At 70.3% G+C, this 25,669-nt stretch carries 24 protein-coding genes and 1 riboswitch; of the genes, 15 read left to right on the top strand and 9 right to left on the bottom strand.

What is annotated here, in order from left to right:
• Positions 1 to 14: 14 nt before the first annotated feature.
• From H2Q94_RS18760 to H2Q94_RS18745, 4 genes are all read right to left on the bottom strand, one after another.
• On the bottom strand, positions 15 to 521 hold the full coding sequence (locus H2Q94_RS18760) for a mycothiol transferase (RefSeq protein WP_243788498.1): 507 nt from the start codon (positions 519 to 521) through the stop codon (positions 15 to 17).
• A gap of 119 nt (positions 522 to 640) precedes the next feature.
• Positions 641 to 871 (bottom strand): hypothetical protein, encoded by a 231-nt coding sequence (locus H2Q94_RS18755; RefSeq protein WP_243788497.1) that lies wholly within the window; start codon positions 869 to 871, stop codon positions 641 to 643.
• A gap of 116 nt (positions 872 to 987) precedes the next feature.
• Positions 988 to 2,013 carry a bile acid:sodium symporter family protein gene (locus H2Q94_RS18750; RefSeq protein ID WP_243788496.1) on the bottom strand — a complete coding sequence of 342 codons (1,026 nt, stop codon included), beginning with the start codon at positions 2,011 to 2,013 and terminating at the stop codon, positions 988 to 990.
• Between the two features lie 125 nt (positions 2,014 to 2,138).
• Positions 2,139 to 2,999 (bottom strand): isocitrate lyase/PEP mutase family protein, encoded by an 861-nt coding sequence (locus H2Q94_RS18745; RefSeq protein ID WP_243788495.1) that lies wholly within the window; start codon positions 2,997 to 2,999, stop codon positions 2,139 to 2,141.
• A gap of 786 nt (positions 3,000 to 3,785) precedes the next feature.
• On the opposite strand from H2Q94_RS18745, the gene H2Q94_RS18740 reads away from it, so the two are divergent.
• Both H2Q94_RS18740 and gndA read left to right on the top strand, forming a co-directional pair.
• On the top strand, positions 3,786 to 4,985 hold the full coding sequence (locus H2Q94_RS18740; RefSeq protein ID WP_243788494.1) for a dipeptidase: 1,200 nt from the start codon (positions 3,786 to 3,788) through the stop codon (positions 4,983 to 4,985).
• Between the two features lie 139 nt (positions 4,986 to 5,124).
• A complete protein-coding gene (gndA, locus tag H2Q94_RS18735) occupies positions 5,125 to 6,561 on the top strand; it encodes an NADP-dependent phosphogluconate dehydrogenase (RefSeq protein WP_243788493.1) in 1,437 nt (478 codons plus the stop codon).
• Positions 6,562 to 6,815: 254 nt separating this feature from the next.
• Here gndA and H2Q94_RS18730 read toward each other — a convergent pair whose 3' ends face one another.
• A complete protein-coding gene (locus tag H2Q94_RS18730; RefSeq protein ID WP_243788492.1) occupies positions 6,816 to 7,454 on the bottom strand; it encodes a TetR/AcrR family transcriptional regulator C-terminal domain-containing protein in 639 nt (212 codons plus the stop codon).
• 109 nt (positions 7,455 to 7,563) lie between these two features.
• Positions 7,564 to 8,262 carry a dienelactone hydrolase family protein gene (locus H2Q94_RS18725; RefSeq protein ID WP_243788491.1) on the bottom strand — a complete coding sequence of 233 codons (699 nt, stop codon included), beginning with the start codon at positions 8,260 to 8,262 and terminating at the stop codon, positions 7,564 to 7,566.
• Positions 8,263 to 8,422: 160 nt separating this feature from the next.
• Here H2Q94_RS18725 and H2Q94_RS18720 point away from each other — a divergent pair, with 160 nt between their 5' ends.
• Positions 8,423 to 9,403: an NsdA family TPR-like regulatory protein gene (locus tag H2Q94_RS18720; RefSeq protein WP_243788490.1), complete on the top strand. Its 981-nt coding sequence runs from the start codon at positions 8,423 to 8,425 to the stop codon at positions 9,401 to 9,403.
• Positions 9,404 to 9,422: 19 nt separating this feature from the next.
• Here H2Q94_RS18720 and H2Q94_RS18715 read toward each other — a convergent pair whose 3' ends face one another.
• Complete coding sequence (locus tag H2Q94_RS18715; protein WP_243788489.1) at positions 9,423 to 9,758, bottom strand: antibiotic biosynthesis monooxygenase family protein; 336 nt, start codon at positions 9,756 to 9,758, stop codon at positions 9,423 to 9,425.
• A gap of 60 nt (positions 9,759 to 9,818) precedes the next feature.
• Between H2Q94_RS18715 and H2Q94_RS18710 the strand changes: the two genes are divergently transcribed.
• A complete protein-coding gene (locus H2Q94_RS18710) occupies positions 9,819 to 10,262 on the top strand; it encodes a MarR family winged helix-turn-helix transcriptional regulator (RefSeq protein WP_243788488.1) in 444 nt (147 codons plus the stop codon).
• Between the two features lie 46 nt (positions 10,263 to 10,308).
• Positions 10,309 to 12,747, top strand: a complete 2,439-nt coding sequence (hrpB, locus tag H2Q94_RS18705) for an ATP-dependent helicase HrpB (RefSeq protein WP_243788487.1) — start codon at positions 10,309 to 10,311, stop codon at positions 12,745 to 12,747.
• A 208-nt stretch (positions 12,748 to 12,955) separates the two neighbouring features.
• Here the strand turns inward: hrpB and H2Q94_RS18700 are convergent, their stop codons facing one another.
• Both H2Q94_RS18700 and H2Q94_RS18695 read right to left on the bottom strand, forming a co-directional pair.
• Positions 12,956 to 13,690, bottom strand: a complete 735-nt coding sequence (locus tag H2Q94_RS18700) for a hypothetical protein (RefSeq protein WP_243788486.1) — start codon at positions 13,688 to 13,690, stop codon at positions 12,956 to 12,958.
• Positions 13,691 to 13,756: 66 nt separating this feature from the next.
• A complete protein-coding gene (locus tag H2Q94_RS18695) occupies positions 13,757 to 14,425 on the bottom strand; it encodes a hypothetical protein (protein ID WP_243788485.1) in 669 nt (222 codons plus the stop codon).
• Between the two features lie 175 nt (positions 14,426 to 14,600).
• Between H2Q94_RS18695 and H2Q94_RS18690 the strand changes: the two genes are divergently transcribed.
• The 10 genes from H2Q94_RS18690 (at position 14,601) to H2Q94_RS18645 (ending at position 25,654) form a co-directional block, all read left to right on the top strand.
• Positions 14,601 to 15,359: a DUF899 domain-containing protein gene (locus H2Q94_RS18690; RefSeq protein WP_243788484.1), complete on the top strand. Its 759-nt coding sequence runs from the start codon at positions 14,601 to 14,603 to the stop codon at positions 15,357 to 15,359.
• A 115-nt stretch (positions 15,360 to 15,474) separates the two neighbouring features.
• Positions 15,475 to 15,641, top strand: a riboswitch (cobalamin riboswitch).
• Positions 15,642 to 15,734: 93 nt separating this feature from the next.
• Positions 15,735 to 17,258, top strand: a complete 1,524-nt coding sequence (locus tag H2Q94_RS18685) for an ABC transporter substrate-binding protein (protein ID WP_309501045.1) — start codon at positions 15,735 to 15,737, stop codon at positions 17,256 to 17,258.
• Positions 17,255 to 18,241, top strand: a complete 987-nt coding sequence (locus tag H2Q94_RS18680; RefSeq protein WP_309501044.1) for an ABC transporter permease — start codon at positions 17,255 to 17,257, stop codon at positions 18,239 to 18,241. Before H2Q94_RS18685 ends, H2Q94_RS18680 begins: the two co-directional genes overlap by 4 nt.
• Positions 18,238 to 19,056, top strand: a complete 819-nt coding sequence (locus H2Q94_RS18675; RefSeq protein WP_243788483.1) for an ABC transporter permease — start codon at positions 18,238 to 18,240, stop codon at positions 19,054 to 19,056. Before H2Q94_RS18680 ends, H2Q94_RS18675 begins: the two co-directional genes overlap by 4 nt.
• Before the next feature lie 334 nt (positions 19,057 to 19,390).
• Positions 19,391 to 20,443 (top strand): LacI family DNA-binding transcriptional regulator, encoded by a 1,053-nt coding sequence (locus H2Q94_RS18670; protein ID WP_243795785.1) that lies wholly within the window; start codon positions 19,391 to 19,393, stop codon positions 20,441 to 20,443.
• A 44-nt stretch (positions 20,444 to 20,487) separates the two neighbouring features.
• The gene (locus tag H2Q94_RS18665) at positions 20,488 to 22,152 is read left to right on the top strand and encodes a sodium:solute symporter family protein (protein ID WP_243788482.1); all 1,665 of its coding nucleotides are present in this window, start codon (positions 20,488 to 20,490) and stop codon (positions 22,150 to 22,152) included.
• Between the two features lie 29 nt (positions 22,153 to 22,181).
• A complete protein-coding gene (locus H2Q94_RS18660) occupies positions 22,182 to 22,484 on the top strand; it encodes a hypothetical protein (RefSeq protein ID WP_243788481.1) in 303 nt (100 codons plus the stop codon).
• 31 nt (positions 22,485 to 22,515) lie between these two features.
• Positions 22,516 to 23,487, top strand: coding sequence for a U32 family peptidase (locus H2Q94_RS18655; RefSeq protein ID WP_243788480.1), 972 nt, complete (start codon positions 22,516 to 22,518; stop codon positions 23,485 to 23,487).
• Positions 23,484 to 24,641 (top strand): mandelate racemase/muconate lactonizing enzyme family protein, encoded by a 1,158-nt coding sequence (locus H2Q94_RS18650; protein WP_243788479.1) that lies wholly within the window; start codon positions 23,484 to 23,486, stop codon positions 24,639 to 24,641. Before H2Q94_RS18655 ends, H2Q94_RS18650 begins: the two co-directional genes overlap by 4 nt.
• Positions 24,638 to 25,654: a zinc-dependent alcohol dehydrogenase gene (locus H2Q94_RS18645; protein WP_243788478.1), complete on the top strand. Its 1,017-nt coding sequence runs from the start codon at positions 24,638 to 24,640 to the stop codon at positions 25,652 to 25,654. The genes H2Q94_RS18650 and H2Q94_RS18645 overlap by 4 nt, the downstream gene beginning before the upstream one ends.
• The last annotated feature ends 15 nt before the right edge of the window (positions 25,655 to 25,669 follow it).

Genomic DNA, 25,669 nt, shown 5'->3' with positions numbered 1-25,669 from the left:
AGCAGAACGACCCCCTACCCCCGCTCAACGACACCGCGGACGAAAGAGGCTTGGCCTGCGTGTTGCAGGCCGTCGGCGAGCACGCTCACCAGGCGGACGCCGCGGGTGACCGGTGGTGTCCAGTCCGCGTCGATGACCTCGTCCAAGTCGGCGTCGGTCAGCCCGCCGAGGTAGGAGACGGTCTGCTCGTGCACCGAATCGTGGTAGCCGAGCAGCAGTTCCGCGTCGGCGCGCACTTGCGCCACTTGGTCGGAGCTGTGGCCGTAGCCGATGTCGAGGTCGTCGAAGGGCAGCTCGAACCGGTCCCGCCACCCTTCGGTGAACCACACCTGTTCGGAGCCGGCGGCGCCCGCGAGGTGATCGTCCTGCACGCGCGTCAGGTGCCAGACGAGCCAGGCGATGGAGTTGGCCTGCGCGTCGACGCGGAACGCCAGTTGGTCGTCGCTGAGCTTGCGGGTCGCGTCGTGCACCGCCTCCCGAATTCGGTCGTAACCGTCCACGAGCACGTCAGTGCTGGTCATATCGCTCAGCATCCCTTCACCGGTGGTCGGATGCGCGGGTTCGCGCCGCTTTCCACGGTACGAGCGGGCACCGGCACGAGCACGCGACGCGAGCGTGCGGTGTGCGGGAGGCGGTCGGGTCAGTTGTCGTGATCGCTACCGGCGCTGCCCGCCCCGAGGTCGAGGTTCAGCGTCCGGTCGATCTCGATGGGGCTGTCGCCGTTGTAGCTCAGGTTCAGCAGGCCGCCACCGTCGATGTTGCTCTGACCTTCACTGCTCGGCCCTGCGTGCGCGGCCTGAGCGGCGATCGGCGCGAGGAGTAGGGCGATCGCGAGGGCGAGGTGGGCGGCGAGTGCGCGCAGGAAGTGCATGGGGAAGACCTTTCGGGAGGGGGAGGGCGTTCGCCCGTGGCGCGAGCTCCCACGGGCGAACGGGGTTCCGTCGTGCAGCCGGATTCCGCAGGCACGGCAGGGGAATCGGTGCGCTGTCAGGCGGGCGAGGCTCGGTCGCCTCGCGGTTTCACCGGAGCGTCGGTTTCGGCGGCGAGCCGGTCCGCGGCGAACCGCCGGGCCAGCCACGCGCACGTGATCAACTGCAGTTGGTGGTAGATCATCAGCGGCAGCACCACCAGACCCACGCTCGCGGCGGGGAAGAGCACCGAGGCCATCGGCAGTCCACTGGCCAGGCTCTTCTTCGAACCGGCGAATACCAAGGCGATCCGGTCGGGTCTGCTGAATCCGCACCAGCGCGCCGCCGCCGCGGTCACCGCCAGCACGACCACCAGCAATCCCATGGCGACCACACCGAGCAGCAGCAACCGCAGCGGCGTCAGCTGCCGCCAGATACCGGCGACGGTGCCTTGGCTGAACGCCGTGTAGACGACGCCGAGGATCACGCACCGGTCCAGCTTGCCGAGCACCCGGGCGTGCCCGCGCACCCATTCGCCGATCCAGCGGCGGGCGAGCTGCCCGAGCAGGAACGGCACCAGCAGCAACAGCACGATCTTGGGGAGCGCGTCCAGCGGGACGGCCCCGGTGCCTTCGGCTACCAGCAGTCCCGCCAGCAGCGGGGTGAGCAGCACGCCCAGCACGTTCGAGAAGGTCGCCGCGCAGATGGCCGCCGCGACGTTGCCGCCGGCCATCGACGTGAACGTGATCGAGGACTGCACCGTCGAGGGCAGCACGCACAGGAACAGCAGTCCCAGGTACAGTGGTTCGGTGAGCACGGCGGGCACCAGCACCGCGCACGCCAGTCCCAGCAGCGGGACCAACGCGTAGGTGCTCAGCAGGATGGCGCCGTGCAGCCGCCAATGCCGGATTCCTTCCCGCAGCGCACCGCCGGGAAGCCGGGCGCCGTAGAGGAAGAATAGGCATCCGATGGCCACCGACACCACGTCGTCCAGCGCTGCGGCATATTCACCGCGAACCGGTAGAAATGCGGCGACGACGGCTGCGAGGACCAATGCGAGGATGTACGGATCCGGTTTGAGTCGATTCAAGAATCGGGTCGGCATCACAGTCCTGTCGGACTTCGAGGTCAAGGTTTTCAAGTTCGGATGAAATGGCGTTTCGGCGGTGTTGCCATTGAGTCGTGGTGCGTTCGACGGCGGGCTTCGGAGTGAACCGAATCGCCCCCGCATCACACCGGCAGCTCGACCGGCTTCACGTGATTCCTGCTGATGTTGCGCTCCAGCAGCGCCACCGACTCGGCGACTCCGACACTGCTGACCGAGGTGGCCGGGAGCCGCCCGTCATTGGCGCGGAGCTCGGTCAACGCCTCGTCCATGGCCGATTGCGCGGCGAACAGGCACGGGGTGCTGTAAATGGCGACGTCGACACCGAGTTCCTGCAGTTCGGGCGATGACAGCCGGGGTGATTTGCCGCCGGCGATCTGGTTGAACAGCAGCGGCTTGTCGCCGATGACCTTGCGCACCTCGGCGATCCGCTCGACGCTGCGGACGCCGTCGACCAGCAGCACGTCGGCGTCGGTCTCGGCCAGCGCCTCGGCCCGGCGCAGGATCTCGCGTTCCTCGGTGGCGTCGGTGCGGGCGACGACCAGCATGTCCTGCCTGGTGGAGAGCACCAGGTCGAGTTTGTCCAGGTAGTCCTCCAGCGGCAGGATCCGCTTGCCGTCCACGTGTCCGCAGCGGCGCGGCCGCTGCTGGTCCTCGAGGATGACGCCGGAGGCACCGATCATCTCCAACTGCTCGACGACGTGGCAGGCGACCTCGGCGTCCACGTAGCCGTCGTCGATGTCGACCAGCAGGTGCTGGTTCGGGAACGCCAGACGTAGTCGCTGCACGAACGCGACCATGTCCGGCCAGGCGATGAAACCGATGTCGGGCAGGCCGTAGTGGGAGGCCGCGAAGCCGAATCCGGAGACGAACATCCCGGAGTAGTGCTGGGCGGCCACGGAGGCCGAGAACATGTCGTAGACGCCGATCAACGGCGTGATCTGTTCGCCCTTGACGTCAGTGCGCAGTGCGTTTCCGTATTTCACGGTGAGTCTCCTCGTGCTCGAACAGGTTCGTGCGGTGCGCCGGATCCGGAATCCGGCGCACCGAGCGGAACGGTCTCTCGAAAAGGGTTGTACCGCCGATTCCACGGTGTGCGAGCCCTTTCAGGGCGGATCCACTGTGGTTTCGGATTCCCGGAAATCGTCCACGCCGCTACGTGTTGCCGGGTCTGGGCGCTGGTTCCGGACAGGTGGTCACCGGCCTCGATTGGTCGAAGCCGGCCGAACCGGAGTTCCGTTCTCACCTGATTTCAGCTTATTGCACTTTCCGGGTGTCGGCCAAACCCACATTCGGGTAAAGGTGACTGCGCGATAGCGAATCACGCAGAGTGAGTGCGGACATAGTCTCGTGGTCACGGCTGGTTCGCGATGAGTGAGATCGCTCCGCTGAGAGTGAAGAAGAAGTTTCACGTTCGTCCGGGTGTTCGCTTCTGACCAGGGGTTCCGGCGGTGCGGCCGCGTTCGCGGCATCGCGTGGCCGAGAGCGGCGAGATGAAAAACGAGTTATTTGTCCGGAAAAAGATCAACTATGGGGTGACGCGGGTTGGTGGTGGACCGCTCGCGCAGCGTGATCACATACGTCGTTCGCTCTGCGTTCGCCGGAATCGTCACTGTTCGCGGCGGCACGAGCGATCGGTTGCGCCGCCCTCCGGACTCCACAGTGGACCGGTGTCCGAGTGACCGAACAGTTCCCGCGATCGTCTTGAAGCGCGATGTCGCGACGGGTAGACACCGTGTGGCGGCGGAGAGATCGAACGAACGTGAGGTGCCATGACCAAGGCGGAACCGACCTCGGCGCGACGAGCACGGGAGCTGCTGGCCGAGCACCCGGTGCTCGACGGGCACAACGACCTGCCGTGGGCGCTGCGGCAGCACGGCGCCTACGACCTGGACGCGTTGGACATCGCCCGGGACCAGTCGGGAACGCTGCACACCGACCTCGCGCGGCTGCGCGCGGGAGGCGTCGGCGGGCAGTTCTGGTCCGTCTACGTCAAAGCCGAGTACCAGGGGGACCGGGCCGTGTCGGCCACCTTGGAGCAGATCGACTGCGTGTTGCGACTCGTGCAGCGCCACCCCGATGAGCTGCGGCTCGCGGGTACCGCCGCCGAGATCCGGGCCGCGTTGGCCGAGGGCCGCATCGCCTCGCTGATGGGAGCCGAGGGCGGGCACAGCATCGCCTGCTCGCTGGCGACGCTGCGCGCGTTCTACGCGCGCGGAGTGCGGTACCTGACCTTGACGCACAACGACAACGTTCCGTGGGCCGACTCGGCGACCGACGAGCCCGCCGCGCACGGACTGACCGCGTTCGGCGAAGAAGTGGTGCGGGAGATGAACCGGCTGGGCATGCTGGTCGACCTCTCGCACGTCTCCGCCGACACCATGCGCCACGCGATCCGGGTGTCCCGCGCGCCGGTGCTGTTCTCGCACTCGTCCTCCCGCGCGGTGTGCGATCACCCGCGCAACATCCCCGACGACGTGCTGGCCTCGCTGCCCGCCAACGGCGGAGTCGCGATGGCCACCTTCGTGCCCGGGTTCGTGCTGCAGGAGGCCCGGGACTGGGTGCGCGCGCTCGGCGCCGCGGCGACCGAGGCCGGGTTCGACTCGCACGGAACGGACGCGGCGACGCGGGAGTTCCGCGAGAACTACGAGGCGGAGCACCCCCGGCCCGTCGCGACCGCCGCCACCGTCGCCGACCACCTCGACCACATGCGGGAGATCGCCGGCATCGACCACCTGGGCATCGGCGGCGACTACGACGGGGTCGACACCACCCCGGCGGACCTGGCCGACGTGGCTAGCTACCCGAACCTGTTCGCGGAGCTGATCGACCGCGGCTGGTCCGACGAGGACCTCGCGAAGCTGGCGCACCGCAACGTGATCCGAGTGCTGGAGGACGCGGAGCAGGTCGCCGAAGGGCTGCGCGGAACCGAACGGCCTTCGGTGACCACGATCGAGGACCTGGACGGCTGACCCCATCGCTCGCCCGAAGCCGGTGTGGTGTGCACCATGCTGGGCAACACCCGTCGAGGTGATCTCCGACCACTGGGGAACACCGAGCTCGACGAGTGAGTTGTTCCAGTGAGTCATCCGGACGCCGAAAGAGGTATTCATGTCGAAGCTGGCGCAGGTAGGCGTCACCGGTCTTGCCGTGATGGGGCGCAATCTGGCCCGCAACTTCGCGCGCAACGGCTACACCGTCGCCGTGCACAACCGCTCCGTCGGCCGCACCCACGAGTTCATGGAGCGGTTCGCCGAGGAAGGCGAGTTCGTCGCCGCGGAGTCCGTGGCCGATCTCGTCGCTTCGCTGGAGCGGCCCCGCCGGGTCGTCATCATGGTCAAGGCCGGTGGGCCGACCGACGCCGTGATCGACGAGCTGGCGCCGCTGCTCGACGAAGGCGACGTGATCATCGACGGCGGCAACGCGCACTTCGAGGACACCCGTCGCCGCGACGAGGCGATGCGCGGCCGCGGCCTGCACTTCGTGGGCACCGGCATCTCCGGCGGCGAGGAGGGCGCGCTCAACGGGCCGTCGATCATGCCCGGCGGCTCGGCGGAGGCCTACGAGTCGCTCGGGCCGATGCTGGAGAAGATCAGCGCGCACGTGGACGGCACGCCCTGCTGTACCCACGTCGGCCCCGGCGGTGCAGGGCACTTCGTGAAGATGGTGCACAACGGCATCGAATACGCCGACATGCAGCTCATCGCCGAGTCCTACGACCTGCTGCGCCGTGCGGGCGGGCTGGACCCGGCCCGCATCGCCGAGGTGTTCCGCAGCTGGAACGAAGGCAGGCTCGCCTCGTACCTGGTGGAGATCACCGCCGAAGTCCTCACCCACACCGACGCCCGCACCGGCGCCGCGTTCGTGGACGTCATCCAGGACCAGGCGGAGCAGAAGGGCACCGGGCGCTGGACGGTGCAGACCGCGTTGGAACTGGGCGTGCCGGTCAACGGCATCGCCGAGGCCGTGTTCGCGCGCAGCCTGTCCGGGCACGGCGACCTGCGCGAGGCCGCGCAGGGGCTGGCCGGGCCGCAGCCCACCGAACTGTCCGCCGAGGACGCGAAGCGGCTCGCCGAGGACGTGGAGAAGGCGCTGTACGCGTCGAAGGTCGTGTCCTACGCCCAGGGCTGGAACATGATCTCGGTGGGCAGCAAGGAGTACGGCTGGGACGTCGACCTCGGCGCGATGGCCACGATCTGGCGCGGCGGCTGCATCATCCGCGCCGCGTTCCTGGACCGGATCCGCAGCGCCTACGAGAACGATCCCTCGCTGCCGACGCTGCTGGCGGACGCCGAGTTCTCCCGCGAACTCGCCGATGCGCAGCAGGCGTGGCGCCGCGTGGTGGCCACGGCCGCCGAAGTCGGCATTCCGACGCCCGGCTTCTCGGCGGCGCTGTCGTACTACGACGCGCTGCGGGCCGAGCGGTTGCCTGCTGCGGTGACGCAGGCCCAGCGTGACTACTTCGGCGCGCACACCTACCGGCGCACCGACGTCGAGGGGTCCTTCCACACCCGCTGGGACACCAACCGCGCCGAGGAATCCGCCTGACGAACTCCCACGACGGCTCCGGCCGTTCGTGAGCGACTCCGGGGGCGTGGTGCACCGCGCACCACGCCCCTTTCGTCGTGCCCGAGCACATCCCCTTTCGGTCGCCGCGATTTCGCGAGGAATCGGACAGCGCCGCTCACACTCCGATCCCCATCAACCCCGATGACCGGCGACTGCGGTCGATGCACGCGGTCTTCCTCGATGCCGGGATCGTTCGATCTCTCACGAAACGGCGAACCCGTGCGGCCAGGAGGTCACGAGGCGGGTTGCTGATGAATGCGTGCGCGGAGGGCCGTGAGCTGGGCGGTGATGGCGAAGTCGAAGCGGGCTTCGAAGTCGGTTTCGGTGAAGTCGCCGAGGATGCTGTGCAGTGCGGGGTAGTGCTGCTCGGTGATCGCGTGCCGGAGAGTGGCCGGGCGGGGGCCGGCGGGCGCCTGTTCCTCCTGCACCAGCCCGAGGGTGACGTAGAGCGTGGTCCACACCGCCCACGACGTCTCCTTCGCGCCGAGCCCGCCGTGCAGCAGGGTGGTGGTGAGTTCTTCGGCGAACCGCAGGGTGTGCGGTTCGAGCGCGTAGGTCCCGGTGACGACGGCGGCGCCGTCTCGGTGGGACAGCAGCACCCGGCGCAGCCGGTGGAGCATCTCGTGCACCCGTGATTCCCAGGGTTCGGGCAGATCGTCGAAGTCGATCTCGCCGATCAGCGCGTCCGCCATCAGCTCGCGCAGCCGGGCTTTGCTCTTCACGTGCCAGAGCACCGTGTTCATCCGCACGCCGAGCCGGTCGGCCACCGCCCGCAGGGTCACGGCGGCCAGCCCGTGCTCGTCGAGCATCCGCACCGCTTCGGCCACCACCGTGGTCGGTTCGAGTCGAGCTGGCTGAGGTGAGTGCCCCATTCGCCCGATCCTATTGGGCGAAGGGGGCTTTCACCTCACCGGCGACATCAGGTGAATGCCCCGTTCGACCGGACCGGGCGAAGGAGGCGTTCACCTGAGTCGGCCCGGGTCAGCGGTCGAGCTTGGCGCGGAGGAATTCGAGGGTGGCGCCCCACGCCTTCGCACCCTGCTCGGGATCGTAGGTGCCCATGTGGTTCTCGTCGTTGAAGAACGCGTGGCCGGCCGGGTAGATCCGGAAGTCGGGGCGGGTTCCGGACTCGGATTCGATCCGGTCGGCGAGCGCGGACACGGCGTCCGGCGGCGCCATCGAGTCCTGCTCGCCGAAGTGCCCGAGCAGCGGCGCGGTGAGGTTCTCGAAGCTGGGGTAGTCCTCACCGAGCACGCCGTAGAACGGCACCGCGGCACCGATCTTGTCGCCCTGCTGCGCGGCGAGCACGAGCACAAAACCGCCGCCCATGCAGAAGCCGACGGAGCCGATCTTCGAGCTGGTGACGGCCTCGTGGGACAGCAGGTAGTCCACCGCGCCGCCAAGGTCGCGGGCTGCCCGGTCCACCGGCAGGTCCTGCATGAGCTGACCGGCCTCGTCGGAGTCGTGCGTGGTGCGGCCGCCGTAGAGGTCGGGGGCGAGCGCGACGAATCCTTCGGCGGCGAACCGGTTGGTGACGTCGGCGATGTGGTCGGTCAGGCCCCACCATTCCTGGATCACCACGAGCCCGGGTCCGCTCCCGGACTCCGGCAGTGCGAGGTAGCCGTGCGCGGTGCCCCCGTTGCTGGGGAAGGTCACGTTCTGCAGTGGGTTCTCAGCCATGCCCCGATTGCACCACTTCCCGGTGCCCGGCGGCAGCGGGTGGGGTGGGTGGCGTCAGAGTTCGCGCGACCGAGTCGGTCCGCACCGGGTCGCTCGTGGTGGCAGTGGCCACTCCGAGACGCGTGGACGCCAGGTCAGCGGGTGGCCATGATGGGTGACCGTGGGTCAACCCGACGAAAGCCCGCGCGAGCGGCGTGAACCGATGTCCCGAATCGGGCTCGCTTCGGTGGACGACGGTCCTCCTGCGGGCGCGGAGTTCGCGGCGTCGTTGCGCGAGGCGGTGGCGCGGTTCGTGCGGCTGGATTCGTTGCTCGGTTCGGGCGCGGTCGTTGACGCGGTGGTGCGGTGTTTCCGGGATGCGCAACGGGTTCTGGCGTCGGGGCGTTATCGGACCGAGCTGGAACGCGACCTGCGGGCGGCGGCCGCGGAGCTGGGCGAGGTGGCGGGGTGGATGCTCATCGACGCGCGGCGCCACGACGACGCGCGGCTGATCAATTCGGCGGCGTTGAGGTTGGCGCGGCTTGCCGGTGACACCTCGATGCAGTGGTTCATCCTGTCGAACCAAGCTCTGGCGAGCACGAACTCCGGGCGTCCGCGGGAGGCCCTGCGGATCTCCGAGCACTTCGGCGAGGACTCCCGCGTCCCCACTCGGGTGCGGGCGTTGTTCCGGCTCCGGAAGGCCCGTGCACTGGGGGAGCTCGGAGATGAGACGGCGGCTCTTCACGCGTTCGATCACGCACGGGCGACGTTCGGTGACGGTGTCAGCGGCCGTGATCCCGCTTGGGCGTGGTGGTTCAACGAGCGGGAGCTCGACGGCCACGCCGGAAGCCTGCACGCGTCGCTGGGCAGGCACGGTGCGGCCCTGCCGCTGTTGAACAGTGCGGTGGAGCTGGCGTCCGAGGCGGTGAGCCAGCGGTGGGCGCTCCACGTCCACCGGGCGTGCCTGCTCGACTCGGCGCTCGCGGCCGGTGACGTCGCGGAAGCCGAACGAGCTGCGACCGCGGTGGTGCCGACGCTCGGCCGGCGCAGCTCCGTTCGGACGGAGCACCTCCTCCACCGCGCCGTCGTCAGGGAAGCGGGGCCGTCCTCGACGTTGTCCGACGTGCTGGAGCACATCCGCCGCCGCCTCCCGCCCCGCTGATGCCGTCCGGGTGGGACGGTCAGATCTCGTCGACCGAGTGGACCGCCTCGACCGTGTACAGGTGCGGGTCGAAGGACTCGGCGACTTCGGCGGCGGCGTTCATGTGCGGCTGCGCGACCGGGTTGGCGAGCATGGCCTGGAACGCTTCCGCGTCGCTCCACTGCGCGTAGTTGACGACCTTGGTGCCGTCGGTGCTGGCGTGGATGCTGGCGGACACGAAGCCCGGCAGCGTGATCATGACCTCTTCGCTCGCCTGGTTGAGCAGGTCGACCAGCTCCTGCTGGCGCTCCGGGCGCACGGTGAAGACGTTGATCAGGGTCGCCAGCGGCGCGTTCGGCTGGATGGTGCTGGGCATTCCCGGTTCCTTTCGTATGTCAGGTTCCTGACATGAATCAGTGTGTGTCAGGATCCTTACGTGAGTCAAGAGGGGCACACCGAGCGTCGGCCCGGATACCTGGTCAAGCGCGTCCAGCAGTTGCTGCGCCACGAGTGCGACCGCGAACTGCGCGACGGCGGCGTCACGATCTCGCAGTACGCGGTGCTGCGCGCGCTGGACGAACACCCGGGCGCGTCCTCGGCGGAACTGGCCAGGCTCTGCTTCGTCACCCGCCAGTCCTTGCAGGACGTGCTCTCGGGTCTGCGGAGCAACGGCCTCGTTGAGGTCGCGGACCGTCCCACGACGGGGCGGGCGCGGCCGGCTCGGCTGACTCCGCTCGGCGTGCAGCGGCTGGCGCGGGCGGGTGAGGTGATGGCCTCGGTCGAGGATCGGATGCTGGCCGGTTTCGGTGCCGAAGAGCGGGATCTGCTGTCGGGTCTGCTGATCCGCTGCACCGAGAACCTCGCCGGTGGGTCCGAATGAGCCCGAGTCTCCGACCGGCGGCGAACGACCTGGACACTGTGCTGCGATGAGCGAGTTCTCCGCACTGCCCGACCTGCCGGTGCGCCCGGTGCTCGGCGAGGTCGCCGACGCGCTCGCCGAGCACGGCACGACCGTGCTGGTCGCCCCGCCCGGCACCGGGAAGACCACGCTGGTGCCGCTGGCGCTGGCGCAACGCGGGCTGCGCGTGGTGGTGGCCGAGCCACGGCGGCTGGCGACTCGCGCGGCGGCTCGCCGGATGGCGCAGCTGCTGGGGGAGGACGTCGGGGAGCGCGTGGGGTATTCGGTGCGCGGGGAACGCGTACGCGGTCCCCGCACCGCCGTCGAAGTCGTCACCTCCGGCCTGCTGGTGCGGCGGTTGCAGTCCGATCCGGAGCTCTCCGGCGTTGACGTGGTGGTGCTCGACGAGTGCCACGAGCGCCACCTCGACGCGGACCTGCTGCTGGCCCTGCTGCTCGACGCGCGCGACGGGCTGCGCCCGGACCTGCGCCTGCTGGCGACCTCGGCGACCATCGCGGCCACTCGGGCGGCGGAGGTGCTGGACGGCGCCCCGGTGCTGCACGCGCAGGCGCGCACCTTCCCGGTCGAGCACCGCTACCTGCCGCCGAACCGGGGCGAGCGGATCGCGGCGTGCGTGGCGCGGGCGGTGCGGACCGCGCTCGACGAGCAGGACGGCGACGTGCTCACCTTCCTGCCCGGCGCGGGCGAGATCCGCCGCGTCGCCGCCGCGCTGTCCGGGCTGTCCGATGTGGACGTACTTCCACTGCACGGCCGGCTTCCGCATTCCGAGCAGGATTCCGCCCTGCGTGAAGGGAAGCGGCGCAAAGTGGTGCTCGCGACCGCAGTGGCGGAGTCGAGCCTGACGGTGCCGGGCGTGCGCGCGGTCGTCGATTCGGGGATGTCCCGAGTGTCCCGAGTGGACACTCGTCGGGGCTTGGCGGGCCTGGCCACCGTGCGGGTGTCGCAGGCCGGAGCCGAACAGCGCGCGGGCCGCGCCGGGCGGCAGGGGCCGGGCATCGCCTACCGCTGCTGGCCGGAGCACGAGCACAGCACGCTGCCCGCGTTCGCCGAGCCGGAGATCCGCACCGCCGAACTCACCCGCCTCGCCTTGGAGCTGGCCTGCTGGGGAACCCCGGACGGTGCCGCGCTGACCTGGTGGGACGAGCCGCCGACCGGTCCGCTGGCGGCCGGGCACGAGGTCTTGCGCGGGCTCGGCGCGCTGGACTCCGGCGGCGCGGTGACCGACCGTGGGCGGCGAATGGCCCAGCTGGGGCTGCATCCGAGGCTGGCGCGGGCGCTGCTCGACGGCACGGAGCGGGCCGGAGCCCGAGCGGCGAGCGAAGTCGTGGCGCTGCTCGACGACGACACCGTGACTTCGGAGTCCGATGTGGACTCCGCGCTGGCGCGGCTGCGGCGCGGCGGGCCGGGCTCCGACCGGTGGCGACGGGAATCCCGCAGGCTGGCGCAACGGGCGGGAACATCGGCGCGGCAGGGGAGTGCGGGTGCCGCTGAGGTCGTGGCGCTCGCGTTCCCGGAACGGGTCGCGCGGCGGCGGGCTCCGGATTCGCCGATCTACCTGATGGCCTCCGGCACGGCCGTCGAAGTACCGACCGGATCACCGCTGCGGCACGCGGAGTGGCTGGCGGTCGCGGTCGCCGACCGCGCACCCGGCGCGCCGCACGGCACGGTGCGGCTCGCGGCTCCGGCGGATGAGGGATTGGCCCGGCGAGTCGCCGCTCCGCTGCTCAGCGTGCGGGACGAGGTCGGCTGGTCGGGCGGCGACGTGCGGGCGGTGCGCGAGGAGCGGATCGGCGCGATCACCGTGGACAGCAGGCCGCTTCGCCAACCGGACCCGGCGCTGGTGCGCGAAGCGCTGCTCGACGGGCTCCGGGCGGACGGGCTGGACCTGGTGAACTGGAGCCAGGACGCGGTCCGGCTGCGCCACCGCATCAGCTTCCTGCACGCGGCGCTCGGCGAGCCCTGGCCCGCCGTCGACGACGATTCCCTGCTGTCCCAAGCGGATTCGTGGCTGGAGCCGGAGCTCTCCCGAGCCCGCAAGCGGGCCGACCTGGCGCGGATCTCAGCGGGGAGCGGGCTGCGCCGCCTGATCCCGTGGGACGAGGCGGCGCGGTTCGACGAGCTCGCGCCTGAGAGCGTCGAGGTGCCGTCCGGCTCCCGCATCAAGATCGACTACTCGGATGATCGGCCGGTGCTGCCGGTGAAGGTGCAGGAGGTCTTCGGCTGGCGGCAGGCCCCGATGCTCGCGGGCGGCCGGATTCCGCTGGTGCTGCACCTGCTTTCCCCCGCCGGGCGCCCGGCGGCGGTCACTTCCGACCTGGAGTCCTTCTGGGTCACCGGCTACCCGCAGGTCCGAGCCGACCTCCGCGGCCGCTACCCGAAGCACCCCTGGCCGGACGACCCCACCACCGCCACCCCCACCCGGCGAACCCGCCGCCCGACGCGCTGAGGAGCCCTTTCGGAGTGGCCCTCGTGGGGGCGGGTCGGCGGAACCTCAGCGGCTACCTCGCCGCGGCATCGGCCGTGCACCGCGAAATCGCCGTCCGCGCGAGGAAGCCGCCGAGAACCCGCCGGTGGTCGGCCTGCTCAGGCCGGCCACTGCTCAGCGGCTCCGCCGCTGACAAGGCGGAGATCAAAGATCGTTCCGCGAGGACTCCTCAGTCGAACGTGACCGCGAGCAGCTCGGTCGCCCGCAGGTCGTCCATCGTCCAGATCGCGCCCGCGAGGGCACAGCCGATCCGGGCCACGCCGGAGGTGTCCATCTCGCCGGGCTCCAGGTCATCCTGTTCCGCGATTCCCGCCGCCGCGATCGCCGCCCGGACATCGGCTCGTGGTTGCGCGTCCTGGAGGTCCAGGTCGTGCGAGTCCGTGCCGAAGACCATCTCGCCGTCGATCGCGTACTCGATGCTGAACGGGGGCCCGGTGAAATTCGTTCGGATGGTCACCGCGGGTCCTCCTCCGGCGGAAAGGGCCACGCTCGGATCCTGCACGACCGGTTTCGGCTCGCCTGCCATCGCCTCGAGCCCGGACCAGTCGCCGCCTGCCGCCGCGTTCACCGCACGGGCGCGTTCCAGGTTGCCGACCTCGTTGGTCGCACCGGCGTCGTCGAAGACCAGCGTCCAGCCACCGATCCGGCCTACCAGCAGCACCGCCACGCAGTCGGGGTCGCCGAGGGCGGCACGTGGTAACGAGGTGAACTCGTCGGGGGACTGCGCGGGCAACGTGCACGGCACGGCTGAATCAGCGTCCAGTCCGAGGATCTCCAGCGCTGCGCGGGGCCGCACGTCGCGGACCAGGTGCACGGCGGAATGACCGATCACGTCCAGTTCGGACATCCAGATCGGGTGCTCATCGGAGTCCAGGGTCCCATCTGGAAAACCGGGAGTGGGCATGGCATTTCCTCACAATCGGTGGTGGGGTGTTGTTCGTTCGGCACCATCACTGGTCGACGATCGAGCTCAGCCGAAGGGCAGCATCACCGGGTCCGCGGCGCGGATGTCGGCCGATGTCCAAGAGGTGATTCCCGCGAGCACGCAGCCCGTGCGGATCACCGCGTCCGGGTCGCGCTCACCCGGATCCAGATAGTCCTGCTCGACGATCCCGGCGGCGTCAACGGCGTCCTTGAGCCTGCCCTCCAGGTCGGGCGCGATCGCGTCGAGGTCGTCGGAGTTCGTCCACAGCACTTGCGCGCCGTGCTCGGCGAATTCGAGCCCGCAGCTCGGCCCGGCGGAGTCGTGCGCCAGGCTCAGCGCAGCACCACCGCCCCGGGACAGCGCCACGGCGGCCGATTCTAGGCCGCCCGCCGCGTCCCAGACCTCGGTCGCCATGCCCGCGTCGTCGAAGACGAACGTCCAGTCACCGATCCGCCCGGCCAGCAGCACCGAGCTGCAATCGGCCTCGCCGAACGCGGTGCGCGGCAGCGAGGTGTGCTCGTCGGCGCGCTCCGCCGGCAAGGTGCACGGCCGCACGTGCTTGAGCTTCGCCCCCAGCACCTCCAGCGCGTCCAGCGGCCGCAGATCCCGCACCAGGTGCACGGTCTGGTGCGGATCCTCCGCGCCGAGGTCGGAGATCCAGGCAGGGCATCCGCCGGAATCCAGGGCGCCTGCGGGGAACTCGGGTGCTGTCATCGGTGGTCCTCGTGAAGTTCCGGTCGGTGATGGCAACACTCTGCACCAGACCCCCGACAACGTTTCCCGCGCGTAGTCCGGTAGTCCGTTCGGGGGAACCGCCGGGCTCCGCGATGAGTTCTCGCGGGCCGGGCGGTCCACCTCGGCGAGGACTGACAACCGAGGAGGATCAACGATGAGCTTGCCCGAGGTCGTGTCGCGGGAGGAATGGCTCGCCGCGCGCAAGGAACTGCTGGCGCGGGAGAAGGCGGCGACGAAGGCGCGGGACGCGCTCAACGCCGACCGCAGGCGACTGCCGATGGTCCGGATCGACGAGGACTACCGGTTCGACGGGCCGGACGGCGAGGCCGGGCTGCTCGACCTGTTCGACGGGCGCCGCCAGCTGCTGACCTACCACTTCATGTTCGACCCGAGCTGGGACGCGGGCTGCCCGAGCTGTTCCGGGTTCGTCGACCAGTTCGGCGAGCTCACCCACCTGCGGGCGCGGGACACCTCGCTGGCCGTGGTCTCCCGCGCTCCGCTGGACAAGATCGAGCCGTTCAAGCGGCGGATGGGCTGGACGTTCCCGTGGTACTCGTCCGGCCGCAGCCGGTTCAACCACGACTTCCACGTCACCCACGACGCGTCGGTCTCGCCGATCGAATACAACTACCGCACCAGGGACGAGCTGGAACAGGCCGGAGTCGGCTACTACCTCGAAGGCGTCGAGCCGTTCGAACTCCCCGGCCTGAGCGTGTTCCTGCGCAACGGCGACGCCGTGTTCCACACCTACTCCACCTACGCGCGCGGACTCGACGGGCTGGGCAGCACCACCAGCTTGCTCGACCTGACCGCACTGGGCAGGCAGGAGGAATGGGAGGAGCCGGAGGGCCGCGCGAGCGAGGTCGGGGCACCGGCGGGCAGCGACAAGGTCCGCTACCACGACGAATACTGAGCTCCTGCCGATGGCACCGCTTCGCTGGGTGGTCGGGTGACGACCCGTGGTCGAAGTGCATCGGGTGGTTCACATCTTTCTTGACAACGATCGACGCACGCTGAAAGGTTGACGCGACGTTCCATTGCGACGGTGTGCAGGAAGCCGGTGTGAATCCGGCGCGGTCCCGCCACTGTGAATGGGGAGCCGCGTCCACTGGGGCCACTGCCGGGAAATCGGTGGGAAGGCCGGGCGCGGCGCTGATCCATGAGCCAGGAGACTGGCACCGTCGTACCGATTCGCACGGGGTCGCGGAGCCCCGAGGAGGTACGCAGTGCACCCGAACTCCCTGTACACGCCGGATTCCGGGCTGTTTCCCGAGTCTTCTCGCGTCGCGTGAGCGGCGTGATCGGCCGTCGGCGGCTGCTCGCGGGAGTTGCGGGCGCGTTCGCCGCGGTGCCCTTGGTGTCCTGCTCCGGCGGCACCGGGTCGAGTCCGGGACGGTTGCGGGTGGCGTTCCCCGCTGGTGGGGCCACCGAATCCTTGGACCCGCACACCGGATCGCTGTTCGTCGACCAAGCGCGGGCGAAAGCGCTGTTCGACACGCTGGTCGGTTACGCCGACGACATGAGCGTGGTGCCGCGCCTGGCGGAATCGTGGCAGCCGGACCCGACCGGCACTCGCTGGCGGATTCGGTTGCGCCCGGCGCAGTTCCACGATGGACGGCCGGTGACCGCCGAGGACGTGCTCTACACCTACCGGCGCATCGCCGATGAATCCACCGCCGCGCAGGCTGGTTCGCACTTCGCCGACGTGGATTTCGGTGCCAGCAAAGCGATTTCGGCCACCGAACTGGAATTGGTGCTGGGGGCGCCGAACTTCGAGTTCCCCGCCGCGTGGGGAGCCCCGGCCACCGAGATCGTGCCCGCCGGCACCACCGACTTCACCGCTCCCGTGGGCTCCGGGCCGTTCCGCTACGTCTCGTTCGAACCGGGCAAACCGGCCGTGTTCGCCCGATTCGACGGCCACTGGTCCGGCCCGGCCACTCTGGCCGAGCTGGAGTTCGTGCCGATGGAGGAGGAGAGCGCGCGGGTGAACGCGCTGCTGTCCGGGCAGGTCGACTACGCCCACGACGTCAGCGCGAACTCGGTGCGACTGCTGGAACAGGGCGGGCGCGCGCGGGTGTTCTCCGCGCCGTTCGGCACGATGCAGGCGCTGCTGCTCAAGGTGGACCGGCCGCCGTTCTCCGATCCCCGCCTGGTGCGGGCGGTCCGAGCGGGGCTGGATCGACGCGCGCTGCTCGACATCGCGCTCAGCGGCCAAGGCCGGGTCGGCAACGACCTGTTCGGCGCGGGCCTGCGGTTCTACCCGGCCGACCTGCCCGAACCCGCGCGTGACCCGGAGCTCGCCCGCTCGCTGCTGCGAGAAGCGGGCGCGGACGGGCTCACCTGGGAGTTGCAGACCAGCACCGTCGACCCGTACTTCGAATCCGCGGCCGGTCTGATCTCCCAGCAGCTCGGCGAGGTCGGCATGCGCGTGACACCTCGGGTGGGGCCGTCGGAGACGTACTTCTCCGACATCAAGAAGAACGGCGTCGCCTCGCTGAGCAGGACCGCCGCGTTGCCGGTGCCGACGTTCCTCGGCCAGCGCATGACCTCGGACGCGGGCAGCAACAATTACACCGGTTACCACTCCGCCGAGTTCGACGCGCTGCACGCCGAAGCACTGTCCACAGCCGACGATGCTCGGCGCGCTGATCTGCTGGCGACGGCGCAGCGGCTGTCGCGGGAACAGAGCGGCATGGTGGTGTGGGGCTTCAGCGGCTGGAACGTCGCCACCTCCGACCAGGTCTCCGGCGTGCGCGGCGCACCGCCGAACTCCCTGGACTGGGCGCGGTTCGATCGGGTGAGCGTGGGTTGATCGCGCTCGCTCCGCAACTGCGCGGGGCGGCCCCCGGCGCGCGGGTGCTCGCCGGGCTGTTGTCCAGAGTCGGCGTCGCGGTGGCGCAGATCGTGATCGTCGCCATCGGCGTGTTCGCGCTGACCGCGCTGCTGCCCGGCGACACCGCGGAAGTCGTGCTCGGCGAGCACGCCGACGACGGGCAGGTCGCGGCGCTGCGGGAACAACTCGGCCTGGACGAGCCGCTGAACACGCGATTCCTGGACTGGGCGGGCGGAATCCTGCACGGCGACCTCGGAACTTCGCTGCGCACCGGCCGCCCGGTGGCCGAGGAGATCGCGGGCAACGCGGCCACCACGATGCTGCTCACGGCGCTCACCCTGCTGATCGTGCTGCCGCTGGCGCTGTGGCTGGGCGTGCGCAGCGGGCTGCGCGCCGGCTCCCGGTTCGACCGGTCGGTGAACTTCGTGGTGGTGCTGCTGAACTCGGTGCCGGAGTTCGCGCTCGCGTTGCTGCTGGTCGGCGTGTTCTCGGTGCAGGCCGGCTGGTTGCCTGCGACGGCGGCCGGGCTGTCCGGGTGGTCGTTGACGGCGGAACCGGCGGTGCTGGTGCTCCCGGTGGCGGTGCTGGTGGCCAAGCAGTTGTGCGCGCTGGCCCGCCAGGTCCGCACCGGGGTGGTCACCGCGAACGCCGCCGAGTTCGCCGCGCACGTGCGCCGCGCCGGGCTCGGGGAACGCGAGGTGGTGTTGCGCCACGTGCTGCCGAACACGATCGGCCCGGTGCTGCAGCAGCTCGCCCGCACCGTGGACGGGCTGCTCGGCGGCGTGGTCGTGGTGGAGGCGCTGTTCGCGCTGCAAGGGCTCGGAGCAGGGTTCGTGGAGGCGGTGCGGGCGCGGGATCTGCCGACGGTGCAAGGCTATGCGCTGCTGTTCGCGGCGATCACGATCGGCGTCAACCTGATCATCGACCTGGCCGCGCGCCGATTCCGGGCGGGTGGCCGATGAGCCGCGTCGTGGGCTGGGTGCTGCTCGGCGTGCCGCTGCTGGCGGCGCTGGCCGGGCCGCTGATCGCCGGATCGGTGCGGGCGGCGAGCACGCCGCTGCTGCCACCTGATGCGGTGCACCCGCTCGGTACCGACGTGCTCGGCCGGGACGTGCTCGCGTTGGCGCTGGACGGCGGTGGATCCGTGCTGGCGCTGGCCGGGGGAGCGCTCGTGCTGTCCTACGCGGTCGGTGTTCCGCTGGCGCTGGCGGCGGTGGGGCAGCCGTACCGCTGGGCCGATCGGTGGCTCACCCGCGGCCTGGACCTGGTGCTGGCGCTGCCCGGGCTGCTCGTGCTGATGGTCCTCGCCGCCACCGGAACCCGGTCGGCGGGCGCGCTGGTCCTCGCCGTGGCGTTGCTGCAACTTCCGGCCGTGGTGCGGATCGTGCGCAGCGCCGCGCTCGGAGCCGGGCGGCGCGGTGCGGTGGAAGCGATGGCCATGCAAGGGGAATCGTGGTGGCGCATCCACTTCGGCTACATCGGCCGTGGCGTGCTCGCTCCCGTCGTCGTGGACGCCGGTGGCAGGTTGAGCCTGGTGCTGTACCTCGTCGCCTCGGCGAACTTCCTCGGCCTGGGGCTCGACCCGGCCACCGCGGACTGGGCGGTGCTGGTGGAACGCAACCAAGAGGCGCTGTTCCTGCAACCGTGCGCGGTGCTCGTCCCGGCGGGCCTGCTGGTCGCCCTCTGCACCGGCATCAACCTCACCGTCGACGGCCACCTCCCCACCGGCCGCCGAAACGCGCGGCCTGACGCTCGTCGACGAATCTCAGCTGCATGAGGTGAACGCCTCCTTCGCCCGCGCCCACCGGTCGAATGCGGCACTCACCTGGTGGTGCTGCTGGAGTGAACGGCCCATTCGACCGGTCAGATTGGGCTAAGGAGGCGTTCACCTCAGGTGGCATCCGGAGGCGCACGGCGTGAGCCGGTCTTCGGGAGGCGGCTCCGCGACGGGTTCAGCGAGATTCGTTGCGCCTGGTGGAGCCGGGGGAGCGCCCATCCATCGCAGTGCCTCCGCAGCGGTCGGAGCAATTCACCTCAGGGGACCTTGACCGCTGTTGTGTTAGCGCTAACACTTGCGGCTCGATCCGGTCGATGGGGAAGCGGGTGCGGTGATGGCCAGGGAATCCGATGGTCCGGTGGCCGGTGCGCCCGGCCCGGGCCAGCGGGCCTCGCTGGCCGACGTCGCCCGGCTCGCCGGGGTGTCGCACATGACGGTGTCCCGCGTCGTCAACGGCACCGGGCCGGTGCGGGCCGACACGCGGCGGCGGGTCCTCGACGCCGTGCGGCGGCTCGGTTACCTGCCCAACCCGCACGCACGGGGCCTGGCCACCGGACGGTCGCGGGTGCTGGGCGTGGTGGCGCTGGACTCGGTGCTCCACGGCCCGGCGAGCACGTTGTTCGGCATCGAGAACGCTGCTCGCGACGCCGGTTTCGGCGTGTCCGTGGCCAGCGTCCGGGAACCGGGCCGCACGGGCATCGGCGAGGCCGTCGACGCCCTGCGCGGTCAGGGCGTGGCCGGGATCGTGGTCATCGCACCGCACGCGGAAACGGGGCGCTCCCTCGACGAGGTCCCCGCGGACGTGCCGGTGGTGGCGGTGGCCGACACCGAGCACGCGCCGGTGCCGGTCGTGGCGGTCGACCAGCGCGACGGCGGCAGGCAGGCCACCGAGCACCTGCTCGCGCTCGGCCACCGGACGGTCTGGCACATCTCCGGCCCCGACGGCTGGTTCGAAACCGAGGCCCGCGAGCAGTCCTGGCGGGCCGTGCTGGAGCAGCGGGGTGCCACCGTTGCGCCGGTGCTGCGCGGAGATTGGAGCCCGCGTTCCGGCTACGAGGCGGGCCGGGAACTGCTGCGCCACCCCGAGGCGGACGCGGTGTTCGCGGCGAACGACCAGATGGCGCTGGGCCTGCTGCGCGCCCTGTCGGAGGCCGGTCGTTGTGTTCCGGGAGACGTACACGTGGTCGGTTTCGACGACGTGCCGGAGGCCGCCTACTACTCCCCGCCGCTGACCACGGTGCGCCAGGACTTCCTCGCACTGGGGCGCAAGACCTTCGACCAGCTGCTCCGGCTGATCGAAGGAGGACAAGACGTGCCCGGCCGGTCGATCGTGCCCGCCGAACTCATCGTCCGGGACAGCACCAGCAGCATCCGGAAGGACCCCTAGAGCGCTCGATCGACTTCGACGACGAAGACGAGGAAACGAGAACCATGCTCAGTGCCGATGGCTTACGGCTGTCCATGAACTGGATGGACAACCTCATCCTGATCGTCTACTTCGCGGTGGTGCTGGGCATCGCCCTGGCCGCGAAACGCAGTGTCCGCAACAGCCTGGACTTCTTCCTGTCCGGCCGATCGCTGCCCGCGTGGGTGACGGGGCTGGCGTTCGTGTCGGCGAACCTCGGCGCCACGGAGATCCTCGGCATGGCGGCGAACGGCGCGCAGTACGGCGCCTACACGATCCACTGGTACCTGATCGGCGCGATCCCGGCGATGGTGTTCCTCGGCCTGGTGATGATGCCGTTCTACTACAACTCGAAAGTGCGCAGCGTTCCCGAGTTCCTGCTGCTGCGCTTCAGCCGCTCCTCGCACCTGCTCAGCGCCGCCCTGTTCGCGGTGGCCTCGGTGCTGATCGCGGGCGTGAACCTGTACGCCCTGGCGATCGTGCTGCGGGCGCTGCTGGGCTGGCCGCTGCCGGTGTCGATCGGCGTGGCGGGCGTGTTCGTGCTCGCCTACATCATCATCGGCGGACTGTCCTCGGCGATCTACAACGAGGTGCTGCAGTTCTTCGTCATCGTGGCCGCGCTGGTTCCGCTGACCGTGCTCGGGCTGGCCAGGGTCGGCGGCATCGGTGGCTTCATCGACCACGTCTTCGCCGGTCCAGGACCGGAATTCCTCACCGCGTGGGGCGGCACCGGGTTCGGCCAGGACAACCCGCTCGGCGCGAACTGGCTGACCATCACCCTCGGGCTCGGCTTCGCGGTGTCGTTCGGGTACTGGACGACGAACTTCGCCGAGGTGCAGCGTTCGCTGTCGGCGCGGAACCTGTCGGCGGCGCGGCGGACTCCGCTGATCGCGGCGTTCCCGAAGATGTTCATCCCGCTGATCGTGGTGCTGCCCGGCATCATCGCGCTGCTGATCTACCCGCAGATCGGGCAGGCGGGCGGCGCCTACGACTACAACGACGCGATTCCGCTGCTGATGCGGGATCTGCTGCCCAACGGCGTGCTGGGGCTGGCGGTGACCGGGCTGATGGCCTCGTTCATGGCCGGTATGGCCGCGAACGTGTCCAGCTTCAACACCGTGTTCACCACCGACATCTGGCGGCCCTACCTGAAACCGGGGATGCCCGACGCGCACTACCTGCGGGTGGGCCGCGTCGTGACGGCGGTGGGCGTGCTCGCGGGCATGGGCACCGCGTTCATCGCGGCCTCGTTCAGCAACATCATGAACTACCTGCAGACCCTGTTCTCGTTCTTCAACGTGCCGCTGTTCGCGACGTTCATCCTGGCGCTGTTCTGGAAGCGGATGACCGCGAAAGCCGGCTTCTACGGCTTGCTGGCGGGCACGATCGCGCCGATCAGCTTCTACGTGGCGTACAAGACCGGCATGGTGCCGATCGCCACCGACCAGGGCGCGAACATGATCTCCTCGATGATCGCGTTCGGCGTGGACGTCGCCGTGAGCGTGCCCGTCGCGCTGGCCACCGCACCGAAACCCGACGCCGAACTGCGCGGGCTCGTCTACACCAGGGCCGCGGCCGCCGATCGCGGTGAGGAACTGCCCGGCGACTCCGCCTGGTACCGCCGTCCCGCGCTGCTCGGCTGGGGAGCGATCGTGCTGGCCGCCGTGTGCTACCTGCCGTTCTCGTTCTGAGCCGTACCCGCATCCGAAAGGAGGCCACCATGACCGAGCCGGAACCGCACGGCACTCCAGCGGAACACGCCGCGGAGATCGCGGAACAGGAACGGAAATCCGGTACCGCGGCCCGGTTGTTCGACGTCCGCGGCGTGATCGGCGGGCTGTTCGTGTTCTACGGGCTGCTGATCGGTGCCGCCGGGCTGTTCGCCGACGAAAGCGCACTGGCGAAGGCGCAGGGCATCAACATCAACCTGTGGACCGGGCTGGCGATGCTGCTGGTCGGCGGATTCTTTTTGCTGTGGCTGAAAACCCGGCCGCTGCGGGCGGATCCGCCGGCCCAGGACTGACCGCGATCTCCCTGACGAGAGAGGACGATCCTTGCCGCGCATCCGCAAGTTCCTCACCGCACACGGCTTCGCCGCCGACGATTCGCCCGCCACCAGCGGGAAACGCTTCCCCGACGGCGCGCACTACCGCGTGGAGATCCCCAGCACCGAAGGCCCGGAAGTGCTCGACGCGGTGCTCGCCGAGGCGCGGGCCAGAGAAGTGGCCGTGCACCGGATCTCCCAAGGCAGCGGGGGATTGCTGCTCACCGATGTGGAACTGGCTCGAATGGCGGGCACCGCGGCGGCCGCCTCCGTCGAGCTGAGCCTGTTCGCCCGGCCGCTGGCGAGCTGGGACACCGGTGCGATGGCCACCGCCTCCGGTGGTGGCCCGGTCGCGGCTCAGGCCCGCGGTACCGAAGGGCTCGTGCACGTCCTGGAGGACATCGGCCGCAGTGCGGAGGCGGGAGTGCGCAGCGTGCTGATCACCGACCTCGGGGTGCTGCGGATCGCGGCGAAAATGCGGGAATCCGGTGACCTGCCGCCGGATCTGCAGTTCAAGATCAGCGTGCAGATGGGTTTGGCGAACCCCGCCTCGGTGCGCATCGCCGAGGATCTCGGGGCCGACACCTACAACGTGCCGACCGACCTCGGCATCGGGCAGCTCGCCGCGATCCGGGCAGCCACCGACCTGCCGCTGGACGTGTACATCGAGGCGCCGGACGATCTGGGCGGTTTCGTGCGCCACCAGGAGATCGGCGAGATCGTGCGGGTCGCGGCGCCCGTCTACGTCAAGTTCGGGCTGCGCAACGCGCCGAACATCTACCCGAGCGGCACCCACTTGACGCCGACCGCGGTGGCGCTGGCGCGGGAACGGGTGCGGCGTGCCCGGATCGGTCTGGACCTGCTCGCCCGGCAGACGCCGGAGGTGCGGACCTCGGTGCTCGGTGCTTCCGGGCTGGCCCTGCCGCAGAACCCGGCCACGTCCTGGATGAGCGACCACGCCGCGGATAGGGGAGCGGAATGAAGATCACCCACCTGGACACCTTCGTGCTCGGCACCCCGTGGCGAGACCTGACCTACGTGCTCGTGCACACCGACGACGGGCTCGTCGGAGTCGGCGAGACCCGGATGCTCGGGCACACCCAGGCGCTGCTGGGCTACCTGCGGGAGGCCGCGCCGCGCCACATCGTCGGCACCGACCCGTTCGACCTGGAATCACTGGTGTGGCGCATGAAGCACGGCGACTACGGCCGCGCCGGGGAGATCGCGATGTCCGGCATCGGCTGCGTCGAGATGGCCTGCTGGGACATCATCGGCAAGGCGCTCGGCCAACCCGTGTGGCGGCTGCTCGGCGGCAAGGTGCGCGACCGGATCAAGGCCTACGCCAACGGCTGGTACACGGTGGAGCGGTCCCCCGACGAGTTCCACGCCGCCGCGCAAGAGGTGGTGCGCCGCGGGTACCGCGCGTTGAAGTTCGACCCGTTCGGCCCGGGCCGGTGGGAACTGGAACCCGCTGAGCGCCGCCGCTCGGTGTCGCTGGTCGAAGCGGTGCGCGACGCGGTCGGCCCCGATGTGGAACTGCTCGTGGAGATGCACGGCCGCTTCACCCCGGCCGAGGCGGTGCGCATCGCGGGCGAGCTGGCGGAGTTCTCCCCGAGCTGGATCGAGGAACCGGTGCCTCCGGAGAACTTCGCCGCACTGTCCACAGTGGCCGAAAAGGTGAGCGTTCCGGTCGCCACCGGCGAACGCGTGCACGACCGCACCGAGTTCCGCGAACTGTTCGAGCGGCGTGCCGTGGACGTCATCCAGCCCGACATCGGGCACTTCGGCGGCATCCTGGAGACCCGCAAGGTCGCCGCGACCGCCGAAACCCACTACGTGCTGGTGGCTCCGCACAACGTGGGCGGGCCGGTGCTCACCGCCGCCAACCTGCACCTGGCCGCGGCCACCACGAACTTCAAGATCCAGGAGCACTTCAACGACTTCGCCGACCGGCACGTGAAGCAGGCCGCCCCCGGGCTGCCCGAAGTGACCGACGGCTACTTCCCACTGCCCCAAGCGCCCGGCCTCGGCGTGGAACTCGACGTGGACTTCGTGCGCGAACACCCGCCGGAAGGCGCGCATTTCGACCTCTACGCGCAGGACTGGCAGTTCCGCGGCACCGGAGGTTCCGCGTGACCGACCGCGCGGTGATCATCGACCGGCCGGGGGAGCTGCGGCTGGGAACCGCCGAGGCCGTTGAGCCGGGACCCGGCGAGGTGCTGGTGAAAGTGGCGTGGAGCGGGATCTGCGGCTCGGACCGGGAAGTGTTCACCGGCGGGCGGCCGGACGGATTCGTGCGGTACCCCGTGATCCCCGGCCACGAATGGTCCGGCACGGTGCTCGCCGTCGGCCCCGACGTCACCGCCGACTACGTGGGCCACCGCGTCGTCGGTGAGGGATTCCGCGGCTGCCAGTCCTGCGATGCGTGCCGGCGGGGCGAGAACAATCTGTGCGGGACGGGGTACGAGGAAACCGGGTTCACCCTGCCCGGCGCGTGGTCCGAACACCTCGTGCTGCCCGCCCGGCTGCTGCACGTGCTGCCGCCCGAGGCGGACCTGCGGGCGGCGGCCGTGCTGGAACCGGCGGCGTGCGTCGGCGAGGCCTGCCTGCGGCTCGGTGGCGTGGCCGGGGAACGGGTCGCCGTGGTCGGCGGCGGCAGCCTCGGGCTGCTCGGGACGCAACTGCTCGCCGCCACCGCGCCCGTGGCACTCGTTGTGGTGGAGCCGAGAACGGGACGGGAGGAACTCGCCGAGAGCTGCGGGGCGACGACGGTGCTCACCCCGCTGGAGGCGGTGCGGCGTTGCGGCCGGTTCGACGCCGTGCTCGAAACCGCGGGCACTCCCGGCACCGCCGACCTCGCCACCCGGCTGGCCCGGCGCGGCGGGCGGGTGGCGCTCACCGGGGTGCCGCCGGAGTCGGATTCGCTGTCGACGGCGCGGCTCGTGTCCACGCAGCTCACCCTGCACACCGTGTTCGGGGCGCCCTCCCGTGCGTGGTCGCACGTGGTGCGGCTGTTCACCGCCGGGGTGCTGGATCCGGGGCGGATCATCACCCACGAGTACGACCTGTCCGACGCGGGCAAGGCCCTGGAAACCCTCACGGAGTCCGGCCCCCACGTGGGCAAGATCCTCCTCCGGCCCGAGCAGTGAGCCCCTGAAGGTGCG

It is taken from the genome of Saccharopolyspora gloriosae, from assembly GCF_022828475.1.
Lineage (GTDB): Bacteria > Actinomycetota > Actinomycetes > Mycobacteriales > Pseudonocardiaceae > Saccharopolyspora_C > Saccharopolyspora_C gloriosae_A.
Note: the sequence above shows the minus strand (reverse complement) of the source record. Positions and strands in the feature narration are given on the sequence as shown.

Bases quoted from the DNA above. Each gene is read 5' to 3' on its own strand.
- H2Q94_RS18760 (WP_243788498.1), bottom strand. From the start codon at position 521: ATGACCAGCACTGACGTGCTCGTGGACGGTTACGACCGAATTCGGGAG.
- H2Q94_RS18755 (WP_243788497.1), bottom strand. From the start codon at position 871: ATGCACTTCCTGCGCGCACTCGCCGCCCACCTCGCCCTCGCGATCGCC.
- H2Q94_RS18750 (WP_243788496.1), bottom strand. From the start codon at position 2,013: ATGCCGACCCGATTCTTGAATCGACTCAAACCGGATCCGTACATCCTC.
- H2Q94_RS18740 (WP_243788494.1), top strand. From the start codon at position 3,786: ATGACCAAGGCGGAACCGACCTCGGCGCGACGAGCACGGGAGCTGCTG.
- gndA (WP_243788493.1), top strand. From the start codon at position 5,125: ATGTCGAAGCTGGCGCAGGTAGGCGTCACCGGTCTTGCCGTGATGGGG.
- H2Q94_RS18730 (WP_243788492.1), bottom strand. From the start codon at position 7,454: ATGGGGCACTCACCTCAGCCAGCTCGACTCGAACCGACCACGGTGGTG.
- H2Q94_RS18725 (WP_243788491.1), bottom strand. From the start codon at position 8,262: ATGGCTGAGAACCCACTGCAGAACGTGACCTTCCCCAGCAACGGGGGC.
- H2Q94_RS18715 (WP_243788489.1), bottom strand. From the start codon at position 9,758: ATGCCCAGCACCATCCAGCCGAACGCGCCGCTGGCGACCCTGATCAAC.
- hrpB (WP_243788487.1), top strand. From the start codon at position 10,309: ATGAGCGAGTTCTCCGCACTGCCCGACCTGCCGGTGCGCCCGGTGCTC.
- H2Q94_RS18700 (WP_243788486.1), bottom strand. From the start codon at position 13,690: ATGCCCACTCCCGGTTTTCCAGATGGGACCCTGGACTCCGATGAGCAC.
- H2Q94_RS18695 (WP_243788485.1), bottom strand. From the start codon at position 14,425: ATGACAGCACCCGAGTTCCCCGCAGGCGCCCTGGATTCCGGCGGATGC.
- H2Q94_RS18690 (WP_243788484.1), top strand. From the start codon at position 14,601: ATGAGCTTGCCCGAGGTCGTGTCGCGGGAGGAATGGCTCGCCGCGCGC.
- H2Q94_RS18675 (WP_243788483.1), top strand. From the start codon at position 18,238: ATGAGCCGCGTCGTGGGCTGGGTGCTGCTCGGCGTGCCGCTGCTGGCG.
- H2Q94_RS18670 (WP_243795785.1), top strand. From the start codon at position 19,391: ATGGCCAGGGAATCCGATGGTCCGGTGGCCGGTGCGCCCGGCCCGGGC.
- H2Q94_RS18665 (WP_243788482.1), top strand. From the start codon at position 20,488: ATGCTCAGTGCCGATGGCTTACGGCTGTCCATGAACTGGATGGACAAC.
- H2Q94_RS18660 (WP_243788481.1), top strand. From the start codon at position 22,182: ATGACCGAGCCGGAACCGCACGGCACTCCAGCGGAACACGCCGCGGAG.
- H2Q94_RS18650 (WP_243788479.1), top strand. From the start codon at position 23,484: ATGAAGATCACCCACCTGGACACCTTCGTGCTCGGCACCCCGTGGCGA.